We start from the raw sequence: 13,849 nt of genomic DNA on the forward strand, positions 1-13,849 counted from the left end.
CCTGTTTTCGACGTGCCTCGTCCTTGGCACGCTTCACTTGTTCACGTGTTCGACGTTCCTCATCCTTGGCTCGCTTCTCCGCCTCTTTTTTCCGCTGCAGTTCTTCGGCTTTGGCCCGCTTATATTCTTCTCTCGTTCTATATTCTTGATTTGGATTGTTTACCGACATGCGTTAATTCCCCTTTAACTGAAGTCCGCCCATTCTTTTTATCTGCATGGTCTTCCCGGACTTGAGAGAGTTATACATATTATAACCATTTTTATTATTCAACTCATGTAACTAGGTATTTGGATTTATTTTTTAAAAATAAATTTTGCGTTCATTTACTCTATTATAAAAAATAAATTCAAAATACTCATCAACTTTTTACAGGAAATCGTCAATAAAGGTAGAATTCACTCAATTTCTGTCGTTTTTTATAGATTTTTCGAGAAAAATCCAAAAAAAAAGCCCAATGACCGAGGCTTGTCCTGCCTGCTTCATTAGACTTTTTGTATCCTTTTTTTTAAGGTAAGATGTCTTACAACACTACCAAATTTTTCTGCTTAATAATGATCATCGCAGGCTTAGGACAATTTTTTCAAAAGATCATCCAAACTTCCGACTTGGAATCTTATCGATATTATCAAGCATAATTCCTGTTCCAATTGCCACACAATCCATTGGATTCTCTGCCACAAGGACTGGAACCTTTAATTCATCGGCGAGCAACATGTCAATCCCGTGCAGCAAGGCGCCGCCACCTGTTAAAATAACACCGCGGTCGATGATATCCGCTGAAAGCTCTGGTGGAGTGCGTTCAAGCACGCTTTTTGCAGCCTGCACGATCACAGCAACGGATTCACGTAATGAACCTTCAATTTCTTCAGAACGAACTGTGATGGTGCGCGGCAGACCGCTTACCATGTCACGTCCGCGGATTTCCATTTCTTCCGAGCGTGAACCTGGGAATACTGTCCCGATGTTGATTTTAATATTTTCCGCTGTGCGCTCACCAATCAAGAGCTTGTATTCGCGCTTGATGTAGTTGAGAATTTCCATATCGAACTTGTCACCGGCCATTTTGATGGAGGAAGAAGTCACGATATCGCCCATTGATAGAACGGCAACATCCGTCGTTCCTCCACCGATGTCCACTACCATGTTTCCGCTTGGCTGGAAGATATCCATTCCTGCCCCAATCGCGGCTACCTTTGGTTCTTCTTCTAAGTAAATCTTTTTGCCACCGCTTTTTTCAGCAGCCTCTTTGATTGCCTTTTGCTCTACGCTGGTAATATTCGTCGGGCAGCAAATCAGAATGCGCGGCTTCGATAAAAAGCCTTTCACGTTAAGCTTATTAATAAAATGCTTTAACATTGCTTCGGTTACATCAAAGTCAGCGATCACGCCATCTTTTAATGGGCGGATCGCGACGATGTTACCAGGTGTCCGACCAACCATACGGCGAGCTTCTTCACCAACAGCAAGTACACGATTTGTATTTTTGTCAATTGCCACTACGGACGGCTCATTTAATACGATGCCACGGCCTTTTACATGAATTAACACGTTAGCCGTACCTAAATCTATCCCAATATCTCTAGCAAACATTCTCTTTTCTTTCCTCCTTAAGACGGAATCCACATACTTTTCCTAATTGTATATTGTACCATACTCCTTACAATTTCCATACTTTTAACAAAGAAAAAATTGCGGAATTTTGCAGAAGGATGTCGAATTGGAGGATTCCTAGAGAATGCCTTGATATATTTTCTTTTTTTAGCTAAAATCTTGTGTTGAAATTTGTAGCTTATTTCACTGCTTCACCTTCCTTTTCTTCTTTCTGATATTTCATTTTTGTTGCCTCTCCCCCCCGGAGATGACGGATTGATTTATGATAGTCTAAAATACCTTTAACCTCATTTGCCAGCTCTGGATTAATCTCAGGAAGTCTCTCAGTTAGATCCTTATGGACTGTACTTTTGGATACGCCAAACTCCTTCGCAATCACGCGAACCGTTTTCCTCGTCTCCACGATATACTTTCCAATCTTGATAGTTCTCTCTTTGATGTAATCGTGCACACTCTCGCCCTCCCTAAATTGGATGTGAGAAGTGTGAAATGAGACCCGCTTATCACTTCGACGAATTCTGCTTCCGTTTGGGTGTCAGGTACCACTAAAAGACATTTGTCCACTAGTGGAGGACACACAACCCTAACCTTGATGGGTGTCAGGCACTAAACGGCAGAAAGTAAGTTACCTTCTGACTATACAATGAATAATCATGTCTCCGACTGAATATCCGCTAACTTCAAACGACTCTTCACCTCAAACACTCTCTTTGTAAAGGTTTGTAACCATTTTATTAGCTTGGATAAAGGAATATGCTATAAATACTCAATCAGGACAAGGTGTAATTCAAAGTTTTTTGAAAATTGGACTTCTTACTTATTTTCGACAATCCTTTAAAATTGCTCAAAATCGCATAACATCGCGGTTTCGTATTGGAAATATCTGTGTGTTAAATTTTATTTCCCAAGAAATTTGTCGATAAAAAAATTATTCAAAAATGGTGATAATGTTGGGAATGAGAGGTAAATCTTGTTATGAAGGCCCGTACCTGATAAGATTTCTAGGGTTTTTTTTCAGAATGTAATGTTAAAATTATTATATCTTTGATACCTTTTTGGTATGTATTTTTTGAAAGGATGATCTCGGGTGAAACCTTTTACAGAGAATGTAGTGGAAATTATCCTCAGTATCCCCGCTGGCAAGGTGGCGACGTATGGTCAAATCGCTGGACTGGCTGGAAGCCCACGTGCTGCCCGCCAAGTTGTCCGTGTTCTCCATTCGATGAGCCGGAAGTATCACCTTCCCTGGCACCGTGTTATCAACGCTAAAGGACAAATCGCGCTCCAGGATGACGAATCCTATCATGAGCAAAGGCTGTCGCTGGAGGCCGAGGGAGTGGAGATCGGGTTAAATGGGGTCATTGATCTGGGGAAATTTCAATGGAAGCCTTCCCTTCACCTGAAGTAACACAAAGAAAAAAAAGGGGCGTTTAGCCCCAATAATAGATTTTTTATTATCAAGAAATCAGATAAAATATCTGTTCAATGGATTTACTACTTTTTAAAAAACCTTGGCAAATATGCTTTGTGCGCTTCTAGCATTTCGTCGACAATAGCTATTGCCACTTTATCGTTAGCAACTAGCGGATTGATCGTCAATGCAACGATTGATTTTTCACGACTTCCTTCTACCGCCGCCTCAATGGCCACTTGTTCAAAGGATTTAATCGTTTGTATCAACCCACGAACGGGAACCGGCAATTCCCCCATCGTTAATGGTACCGGACCATCCTTCGTGATTACACAGCTAACCTCAACAGCACTGTTATATGGCAGGCCTGAAATTGCCCCTTTGTTCATTGTATTCAATGGTTGAATATCTCGCGTATCATTGTAAATAGAGGAAATTAAACGACAAGCCGCATCGGAGTAGTACGCTCCACCACGTTGTTCTAACTCAGGTGGTTTTATATCGAGCGTTACATCTTTATATTTTTCAAATAGAGATGCTTCAATCCGTTGTACGACTTCTGCACGTGTTTCATTTGACTCAAATTCTTTCAATTTTCTTGCCAACATCTCAGACGTTTTGTAGTAGTAGTGATGGTATGAGCATGGGATGACATTGATCCCTTTGAGGAATTCAGGTGCCCACTCTTCTGCGTCAATATTTTTTACAAAACTTGCATTGGCAGGGTCCTTGATCATTTCAAGAACTTTATCTTTTACACTAACCCCGTCCAGATAAACTTCTAATCCAAAAACCATGTGATTCAGACCTGCAAAATCAATTCGAATACGAGAGTGATCCACGTTTAATAGGTCTGCAATACCCATTTCCATTCCAATCGGAATATTGCATAGGCCAATAAATTTCTTTATATTTGAATATCTTAAGGCTGCCTCTGTCACCATGCCTGCAGGGTTTGTAAAGTTAAGTACCCACGCATTTGGACAAAGTTCCTCCACTTCCTTGCAAATATCCAAAATGACTGGAATCGTTCGGAGCGCTTTAAACAAACCGCCTGCACCATTGGTTTCTTGACCGATGACACCATGTCTTAATGGAATTCTTTCATCAAGTGCACGTGCAGCCAATTGCCCAATACGAAGCTGTGTAGTCACGAAATCAGCATCTTTCAAAGCTTCCCGGCGATCATACGAAAGGTGAATCTCCATTGGAACCCCGGCTTTTTTTACCATACGCTTTGCTAGTGCTCCAACAGTTTCTAACTTTTCGCGGCCTGCTTCGATATCCACCAGCCAAAGTTCGGTAACTGGAATTTGATCATAGCGCTTGATAATCCCTTCAACTAGTTCCGGCGTATAACTAGAGCCCCCACCTATTGTCACAATTTTAAATTTCTCAGGCATTTTTAAAGCCCCTTTCATACAAGTCAACGATCTCTTTTGCCATATCTTTTACGGTTATCGCATTCATCAAGTGATCTTGTGCATGAATCATTAAAAGTGAAATTTCAGTTGGAGTTCCACCAATCTCGGATTGAATTAACGTTGTTTGAATATGATGTGCCTCATTTAAAGAATCACTCGCTTCTTTTAATTTCTGGCGTGCTAATTCCATATTCTGTTCTTTTGCGGCATGAATGGCTTCCATAGCAGCACTTCGACCATTGCCACCATGTAAAATTAAGGTAAAAATTTCTGTTTCATGTTTTACCATAAAATTAACCTCCTTTCTCTTTCAAGCGAAACTCTGAAACTCTGAATTCTATACTATTACTTTTCGATTAGTTTTATTGCTTGCGCGAGAATCGCTTCACCATTACACATGCCGTAATTCATCATATCAATGACTTCAACTGGAATGTTTTTCTCATCACAAATGTTTTTCATTTCTTTCAAAAGGAATCGTACTTGCGGCCCTAACAATAACACATCAACCTCGTCGATTTGCGAGCGCACAACTGATTCCGAAACTGCCCAAATGCGGGCTGAAATCCCTTTTAACTCAGCAGCTTTTTCCATTTTTGTTACGATTAGACTCGTAGACATGCCGGCAGAACAACAAAGTAAAATATTCATTATTATTTCCTCTTTCTTTATTCAGCTTTTTTGACGTCGTTTTTATTTACAACGATTAATCGAGCGACCCGATCGTGTGCAGCTAATGACTTGGGATTAGCAAATATACTTATAATGGATATCAAGAATGGAATACCTTGAAAAAGAAACATCGTTAAAAATTTAATGAAACTTCTAACAACCACTAATAATACATAAGCAAGCGGACCTTTTTTGTTATTGAGGTAAGTTAACTTCAATTGAAAGATCAATTTCCCAATTGTAGCTCCTCTGAATAAAAGCGTTGTTAAGAAATCATAACAAAACCAGATTATCAGCGTTTGGAGGTAGGCCTCATTAAAAAGAGCCATTACCTGTACAGTAGCATCTTGACTAGCAGCTTCACCCATTGTTTTTTGAACTTCAATCATCCTTGTTAAGACTCCAGGAAAGTTTGGAAATCCGGTTATTCGATAAATAATTGAAAGTAGGATAAAAACAATCACCGCATCTATAACAAAAGCAGCCATTCTTTTTAATCGAAACTTAGTAAATACTTTCTTTTTGGTATCCATAATAAGTATTCGCTAAAAATTAAGACGTTTATTTTGAATCTATCATGTTCCACATGAACACGATGGGTGTCAAACTGAAAAGATTGACACCCGAAAGAAGACACGCCTTAATTAATTATTAGCTTTCTCCATTTCTAAATTTTTCTTATCCCACATCTTAATGAATGGGAACCAAATGGCAAAGGCAACTGCAAAGGCAACCACTTGCATGACAACACCCATAATTTTACCACCAGTCATGAGATAACCACTGATGAAATATGGGGTTGTCCAAGGAGGCATAGTTCCATTGGTATAAGGGAAAATCCCTAAATCTGTTCCAAAATAAGTGATAGTTAAAACGGCGATAGGTGCCAAAATATATGGAATCATTAAGAATGGGTTTAATACGACCGGAAGACCAAACATAATGGGTTCATTTACGTTGAAGATAGATGGACCAATGGCTAATTTTCCGACTTTCTTAAGTAGATTCGATTTTGCAAAGAACAACATGTAGATCGCAACTGGTAACGTAGCTCCAGATCCACCCATCCAAATACCATTCTCATAGAAAGAATAAGTAATAATGTGCGGTAGAACCTTTGAACCTTCTTTAACAGCATGTAAGTTTGCGTCTGAATTTTGAATCCAAATTGGTTCCATGAAAGCTGTAATGATGGATGAACCATGAATACCAAATGACCATAAAAAGTGCTCCATCAGACACGCAATAAGCGTACCGATATAAGTTGACCCCGCATATGTGAATGGCTTTGAAACAACATCTATAATAAAAGTAGCTAGGTTTTCCCAACTTGTATACGCAAATCCAAGTCTTACGAGTAAAAAGAACACAATAATAACAAAACCAGGAATAAGTGCTGTAAATGAACGTGCAACTGTTGGTGGAACAGTATCTGGTAACGTGATAATGATCTTCTTTTGCAAGAAGAAACGATATATTTCAGCTGTAATTATGGCAACAATTAATCCTACAAATAAATACTGAGCAGTAAATAGATCAGGAGACCATGCGGATACTTCCTCTTTACCTATTTTGAAATTACTTAAAAAGCTGATAATAAAGTAGCCTGATAAAGCTAGAACCCCCGCTGGTACACCATCAATGTTTTTATTATCGACTTTATAGCTTGAAGCTAAAGAATAACCAACACCAAAAACTGCAATAATCGTAAGGATACCTAGCGTAGCATTATAAACGACATCACCAAACGCACTCCAATTATCTCCAAAAATATTAGCCATGAAGTTTTGGTACTTTTCTACTTCTAACCAGGCCAATGTGATGAAAATGGAACCAATAATCATGAGTGGCATGGCAAACATAATACCATCACGTAAGGCAAGCAAATGTCTTTGATTACCTATTCTTGAAGCGATCGGTAAAAATTTCTCTTCAAAAAAGTTACTTTTCATTTAATAACTCCCTCCTTTATGGATCTTGGTAGATTAGGAAATTTTCCTTCCACCAAGATCCTTTTCAAACATTGTTATTTAAATAAGGAATCATATTAATGAGCTTTTGCAACTACTAGAGTTTAGTAGACTGCACCTGTTTATTACATTTAATTATTAAAGTTTGAATGCTACAACTGTTGTGTAATTGCTGTAAACTTTAATCTTTCCAACAACAGTGTAAGCACGAGCTTTAAAGTAGTAAGTTTTACCTTTAACAAGTCCTGTAGCGGTAAATGTTCCTGCTGCGGTTGTTTTTGTCACTTTGCCTGTGAAATTCATTGCTGTTGCACGATCAATTTCATAGCCAGAAACACCATTTACTGCAGTCCAAGTTAACTTAATTGAAGTCGAATTTATTTTTGCCGCTTTTAGACCTGTTGGCGACGCAACCATCCATTTTGCGTAAAGTGTTGTATTTGCTGTTACTTTATCAGTTGTAAAGTTCCAAGCTGTTTTAAACGCTGCATCCTTGTACCATCCAACAAAGACAAACCCTTTTCTCGTTGGATTAGCAGGTTTTGCAATTATAGTATTGTAATTTGCTTTTTTAGTAGTTACGGCAGAACCACCATTACTATTAAATGCCACATTGTAACTATTGATTTTCCAATGAGCAGTTAACTTAACACTTTCAGTTACCCCTGCTCCGAAGTTAGCTGGTACAGTTGTTGACACGGCATCATTAAACCAACCAATGAACGTGTAACCTGTTTTGCTTGGTGCTGTTGGTGCAACAATAGGGTCCTTGTAACTTGCAGTTACTGGATCAACTGTAGTACCGCCTTTTGAATCAAATGTAACTGTTTGTACGGCATCCCTTGAAACAGTTCTTTCAAAAGTCATGATATGACTATCGTTTGCAAAAGTAGGAGAATCGTCTATTTGTACAGCTGAGTAAGTGACTGTTGCCGTAATAGTAGCTGGCTGGTCAGTTATATAATTAACCGCTCCAGAATCCGAATCAACTACCACATCAGATGGAGAAGATGACTCAAAAGTAACCTCTACATGTTGATTTCCATCTGTGTTTAAGCCCGTTGAAGCCATTGCTTTTTTCAACCAAGTTGGGTAAGCAAATGTGTCAGTATCTACAGAAGTTGGTGCAATTAGTTCTGCTGAGTTCTTAGGATCAACGACGTTGATTGTATATGTTACTTTTTGAGGTGTTCTAAAGAAACCGTCAATAACATATCCGGTTACAGTAACCGTTCCAGGTTTTAAACCCGTTGCGTAAGCACCATAGTGATCACCGTTAACGCTGATTCCAGTTGCGTCTACATTTCCAACTTCTTTATAATTTGCTAATGCTCTTAAGTCAATGACATCTGCTTTACTACTGTCTGCAATAATCTTTGTTGGTACTCCGTTAACATACCCTGTTTGCGTCCAAGCGTCTGTTAACCAAGAAACGTTCTTAATATAACCTTTAGCGATTGCATCAAGTTTAACTGAATCACCCACATCAATGGTAAAAGTATGTGAGTCTGCATCGTATTTGGCGTTCGGGTTCAATTTTGCAAGGTTTGTTGGATAAGTTAAGCTTTCTGTACCGTTGTTAACTGGTGCAGTAACTTTTGAACCTAGGTCAGCAATATTTTCCGCATCTTCTGGGTTTTGTGTGATCCAGTATGGCATAGAAATAACTGTGGAAGATTCCAACGTATTGCTTGTACCAGAATCAACGGTTCTTCTTTCATGCGTTCCAAAAATATTTGTATTGTATTTAGACATCTTTACTTCATCTCGTGGGATAAGTTGGTCAACCATTAAGTCACCAGCTTCATGAGTCACGTCGTTTCTGTTTGCAGAAAGGACATCCCAGTTCATGTAGTTGTTTGGAATACGTTTCATTCCCCATTCTGAACCTGCACGATCAACGGTTGCATCCCCAATATCGAATCCTTTAGCTTTCAATGCACCTAGAGAAGCTGCATAGAATTCTGACATAAATGGATTTTTCTCGCGTTTTTCGTTATACCACCATTGATTCATCCCGTATAAGATTCCAGGGGCCGTTGCTTTCTCCGCATGATGAGACAGCGTATAGTATGAAAGTGCCGCTTCTTCTTCGTCAGAATAGTTCATATACGAGTCGTAAGAAACACCACTTACTCCCATATCGTCTCCGTTATGCGCAGAAATACCAAAGTATCTTGAAACGTATTGCTTTGACATATCTAGAAGCGATGTTGAGTTATAAGACTTCGGATACCTTTTTTCATAATCGTTATGGGTTGTATCAGTTGCCGAAACTTCCTGGCCCGTCATCACTTTGTACTCGTTTGCGTAATCAAGCGGCGCAATAACATGAATGCCTTGAGCCTCAAGCGCTTCTTTTTCAGCAGGAGTGTAGTTCCCCATATCTCTTGCAGCGACTAGCATTTGCAATGCTAGTGTTGCGTTTAGAGGACCGTCCTCATAGTCACCATCTACCCATGCACTTGGAACACCATCAAGGAATTCAGGGTTCATATTTCCCCATCTTGTTGGCGAAGAAGTAGCATTTAGTCCATTTCCTGGGGCAACTCCATTGTAGCGGGGTTCGAGTGCGTTTTCTCCAGTAATACTCATTTGGTAATAATTATTTAATATCACACTATTTGTATGGTTGATTAAATCATTCTTTATAAGAGCTGCTAATTCAGGGTCACTATCCTTGAATGCATTATATGCAAGGTCAAGAGTGAAGTAGTGTCCAACTAATTCATCCGTTGAAGTAGTTGCTTTGTAATAAACTTTATCTGAATCAAGGTCTTTTGTATCTTCATCCAATGATGGATTTTGATCATTTACAATTTTAGTTAACCGTGTAGGTATTGCAACGGTATCATAAGCTTTTACATTGGTTGCTTGACCATTTTTAAACTGTCCAGGAACAGAGTAGTTAACAGACTTTCCTGTAATATCCGTCGTTGTTCCTGCTTTCTTTTTAAGCCAAGCAGTATCAAAACTTTTTGCTTCAGCAATGGTAGCCCCGTTATTAGAACCATCTACTTTATAGGTTCTAGCAAAGAAACCAGCAGAAGCAGGTTTTCCTGTATCAGTTAACGTGTACTTCCCATTATCATCAACGAAAACAGGTTTCGCTTCATTCGTCTTAAGCCATAATTTACCTTGTTCAACCGTTTTCACATTTCCGCCCAACGCATTTACCACATAAACCACGTCGTTCACGTTATTCTTGGAAGGTACTTTTAATTGCATACCAGAGATATATCCAAGCGTTACGATGGACTCGACTGCACGAACTGCAGAAGCTTTTGCATCTTTTGTTCTTTCATCGGAATCACCAAATGTTTTCTTCATATAGTTGTATCTCCAGATTTCACCTGAAGCGTACATGGTAGTCCAAAGACCATCGTTATCTGTGTCGTAGTTTCCACGTGCAGCATCTGTGTCCGCTGTCATCAACGCTTTCTTCATTTCCGCTTGAGAAGTAAAACTCATGTTCCCAGATTGGAAACCATAGCGGTCCGTGAAATTTCTTGAAATTTCTTCTTGAAGCAATGCCTTACTCATTAAAGAAACTTGTTTTCTAGCAATATGAGTTGCATTTCCTGCTGAACCTAACACCCATAGCCCATTGTCGCCGTCAGGCATAATGTTAGTGATGACTTCAACTGCATTCGTTCCTGGTTGAGAAGCACCCGTTTGTGGAATATATCTTCCGCCTTGTAAATATTGAATTTGATCGGCTGAAGAAAGATTTGGGTCGTAAAGTGTTACCGCATCCGATACGATACCAGAAGTAACACTCATAGGGGCACTCGAAGTAAGATCGACTTTACCGCTAGACATCATTAAGGTATCTTTGGATACCAACCATTTTACTCCGTCTTCACCTTCAACATATCCTACATAGTTTTTAGAAGGAAATGTCTTTCCTGCTGGAGCAGCTGGGATGTCGGTTGTTTGCCATTGTGTATTTCTTAGTTCCTCAGGGATAGATGCATCGCCCGCAGCATAATAGTAAACGAATTTATCAAGAAATGTATTATCCTGTGTTTCTGCTACAGTAACCGTAATCGTCACAGTTTTAGCAGCACCACTAAAATCCACACCAGTACCAGTGATGATTGCCGTGCCACCCGTTACCCCTAGAATCTTTCCACTGTAATCACCTTTTACGTTGCCAACTTTATCAACATAGGCAACATAAGGATCAGAAGTTGTCCATTTTACTGGCTTTGATGTATCTAACCCAGTAGGTTTTGCGTGAGTGATTTGTGTAGTATTCATATAAATGTTTCTGGTAGTTGAAATACTTTTTACATTAAAAGCTTGGGTTGACACAGTAGGAGCAGCTTTAACAACTAAACTACTATAATTACCTGTAACCATTGAAAGAGCTAAAGCAGCGGTCGTAACCGTTTTACTAAAACGCCATTTATTTCTTTTCATTCATCTTCCCCCTAAGTAATTGATTCGAAAAAATCATAGATTTAACCATGCATTCTAAACCCTTCTTCTTTCAACTCCATTCATATACAAGCCTAGCAAAATAATATTTTAGAAATCTCGTACTGAAAATCATTGAAGTTATTTGACCTAAGAATTCTCTGCTTCGCCTCGGGATGATCCATTAAATGTAAAACTAATCGACTTAATTCCTTGTGTAAAAACAAGTCTCCGGCACGCAGATTAATTAAAAAAAGTATTTGGACTACTTTTCCATCGTAAGTCGGTGGATTTTTAAAAATCACAACACTTACAGAATCTTGAATAGCAACCATTTTTAATGCATGTGGCACGGCAATCCCATTTGGAAGAATTGTCGATATTTTTTCTTCTCGTTCGACAACTAGATCAGGATAGTCAGGTGTTGCAAAACCCAGTTCAACCACTCTTTTTGATTTTTCTTTAATGAAAGCGTTGTAGTCAAACGACTCTCTACCTTCTTCTATAAAAAACAACTCGGAATGAAACAGGGATAAGAGTGTTGGTACATTTTCCTTCACTTTACTCGCCGGGTACCTTGTGAGCGTCCGACGAATTCTCTGGATATCCGTTTCAGTTAAGATTGGTGCTACTTGAATATAAGGAATCGAACCATTGTCAATACGAATCGGAATGGATGAAACTAATAAATCATATTCTTTAAGCTGAACCGATTGAAGGTCACTATACAGAACGACGTCAATTGTTGCCCCCTGGAAAAGTGATGCGAGTTTCATCTTTAATAAATCGGCCGATCCTGCTCCTGAACCGTAGGATAGTAGAATTTTTTTGTAAGAACTTAATTGGTTTTGTTTCTCCCTTTCCATATGTGCCGCAAAATGCATGGTAAGGTATCCCATTTCATCACTAGAAAGTTCGAATCCCCAAATTTCCTTGATCATTTCAGAAAATTTTAAAGCAATCATAAAGACATCGGAATATCTACTGTATACATCATCTATCAATGGATTTGTAAGCTTTAAATTGAAATATAGCCTTCTTAATAAAGGATACATATGCATCATAAGCATATCCAAAAGTAGTTGATCACCTGTAAACTGTGTTAAGAAAGTTTGATCTAACTTCTCTAAACACTGCTTTAGCTTTTGTTGCAAATCACTCTTTTCTTGTTCCTCAATATCATCCACACTCGATTTACCGCTTAAATGTGCAGCAAGATAGATCCTCTCACTCTCTGGCAGTACGACATGATATAGTTCAGAAAGAATTTCACAAATTCTCTTGGCTATATTCATATAAGATGGCTTGATCAGGGAAACATCTAACTTCTTTTCTTGATTAGGCAATATAAAATTGTGTTGAGTTACTCGAAATGAGAGTATTTGAATATGTCCTAAAATGTTCTCTAGTGCAAAATAACTCAATTTCAACTGATTGTTTTGTACTTCTTCACTCAAAACCGTTCTAATTTCTTCATACGGAAACGCTTTCTCGAAATGTAGATAATTAGATTTCTTTAACAAACCTGTTTCCTTTTGACTTAAGAAATAAGAAAACGCCCTTCTAAAATTTGTTTCGTCACCTAGTAAACGGACACCATAACGTGATTTTGTTTCTACTTTCAAGTCAAAAATCCTAACTTGCCTCTCCACTTCAATCATGTCACTAAAAACTGTCGATCTGCTTATCATTAGGCTATCCGCAAACATATCAATGGTTTGAAACTCAGTCGTTTGAAGCAGGAGCATAATGATATTGATTACACGAACACGAGGTAAATCCGGGGCTAAGGCTCCCTCTATTTCTTTCATATACGATTGAACCATTTCTTGATTCTCTACATGAAGGAAATATCCCTCACCACGTTTCTTCTGAATAACAAATCCGGATTTTTCTCCAATACCGTTTAATTCTTTCAATTCATTTCGTAATGTCCGATTGGAAATGGCGAATTCTGATTCAATTTCATGTGATGTAAGTGATTTACCCTTTTGATACAAATATTTTAAAATTAGATCTCTTCGCATACAGTACCTCATCACTCTAGAAGCTTCTCTAGTTAATTTAAGTTTACTTGCCACCAAATACATTTAACAGAATGATTTTTTCCAACTTGCTTTGCAATATTATCATAGTTCTATTCGTTTAAAAATTTCGGATTTTATGCAGACCTGTTAAGTAAGACTTAAACTTCCCTTAAAAATTCCTCCAAGTCCAGTACATGGTAAGTCTCCTATACAAGAACAAAAGGCGCAAGCGCCCGTTTAGCGGCGTATGGCCTGGAGCGCTCCAACTGAGATAAAGGAAACACGGAGAGCGTAAGCGATTCGATGTTGAC

At 38.7% G+C, this 13,849-nt stretch carries 10 protein-coding genes; 1 reads left to right on the forward strand and 9 read right to left on the reverse strand.

Annotated elements, in window-relative coordinates; all coding sequences use genetic code 11:
- Nucleotides 1-589 precede the first annotated feature (589 nt).
- Nucleotides 590-1,591 (reverse strand): rod shape-determining protein, encoded by a 1,002-nt coding sequence (locus tag V7121_RS09495; protein WP_098571483.1) that lies wholly within the window; start codon nucleotides 1,589-1,591, stop codon nucleotides 590-592.
- A gap of 199 nt (nucleotides 1,592-1,790) precedes the next feature.
- Entirely contained in the window at nucleotides 1,791-2,063 is a 273-nt protein-coding gene (gene spoIIID / locus V7121_RS09500; protein ID WP_026568271.1) for a sporulation transcriptional regulator SpoIIID, read from the reverse strand.
- A gap of 636 nt (nucleotides 2,064-2,699) precedes the next feature.
- Between spoIIID and V7121_RS09505 the strand changes: the two genes are divergently transcribed.
- Entirely contained in the window at nucleotides 2,700-3,020 is a 321-nt protein-coding gene (locus V7121_RS09505; RefSeq protein ID WP_335546445.1) for an MGMT family protein, read from the forward strand.
- An 86-nt stretch (nucleotides 3,021-3,106) separates the two neighbouring features.
- On the opposite strand, the gene V7121_RS09510 is transcribed toward V7121_RS09505, so the two are convergent.
- The 7 genes from V7121_RS09510 to V7121_RS09540 all read right to left on the reverse strand — a co-directional run bounded on the left by V7121_RS09510 (nucleotide 3,107) and on the right by V7121_RS09540 (nucleotide 13,538).
- The gene (locus V7121_RS09510) at nucleotides 3,107-4,426 is read right to left on the reverse strand and encodes a 6-phospho-beta-glucosidase (protein WP_335546446.1); all 1,320 of its coding nucleotides are present in this window, start codon (nucleotides 4,424-4,426) and stop codon (nucleotides 3,107-3,109) included.
- Complete coding sequence (locus tag V7121_RS09515; RefSeq protein ID WP_308106185.1) at nucleotides 4,419-4,736, reverse strand: PTS lactose/cellobiose transporter subunit IIA; 318 nt, start codon at nucleotides 4,734-4,736, stop codon at nucleotides 4,419-4,421. Before V7121_RS09515 ends, V7121_RS09510 begins: the two co-directional genes overlap by 8 nt.
- 56 nt (nucleotides 4,737-4,792) lie before the next feature.
- The gene (locus tag V7121_RS09520; RefSeq protein ID WP_335496950.1) at nucleotides 4,793-5,098 is read right to left on the reverse strand and encodes a PTS sugar transporter subunit IIB; all 306 of its coding nucleotides are present in this window, start codon (nucleotides 5,096-5,098) and stop codon (nucleotides 4,793-4,795) included.
- Nucleotides 5,099-5,115: 17 nt separating this feature from the next.
- Complete coding sequence (locus V7121_RS09525; protein WP_335496951.1) at nucleotides 5,116-5,652, reverse strand: RDD family protein; 537 nt, start codon at nucleotides 5,650-5,652, stop codon at nucleotides 5,116-5,118.
- 111 nt (nucleotides 5,653-5,763) lie between these two features.
- Nucleotides 5,764-7,071: a PTS cellobiose transporter subunit IIC gene (gene celB, locus V7121_RS09530; protein WP_335496953.1), complete on the reverse strand. Its 1,308-nt coding sequence runs from the start codon at nucleotides 7,069-7,071 to the stop codon at nucleotides 5,764-5,766.
- Between the two features lie 156 nt (nucleotides 7,072-7,227).
- A complete protein-coding gene (locus V7121_RS09535; RefSeq protein WP_335546448.1) occupies nucleotides 7,228-11,514 on the reverse strand; it encodes an InlB B-repeat-containing protein in 4,287 nt (1,428 codons plus the stop codon).
- A gap of 92 nt (nucleotides 11,515-11,606) precedes the next feature.
- Nucleotides 11,607-13,538, reverse strand: coding sequence for a BglG family transcription antiterminator (locus V7121_RS09540; protein WP_335496957.1), 1,932 nt, complete (start codon nucleotides 13,536-13,538; stop codon nucleotides 11,607-11,609).
- Between the last annotated feature and the right edge of the window lie 311 nt (nucleotides 13,539-13,849).

The organism is Neobacillus drentensis (assembly GCF_036962125.1).
Lineage (GTDB): Bacteria > Bacillota > Bacilli > Bacillales > Cytobacillaceae > Neobacillus > Neobacillus drentensis_B.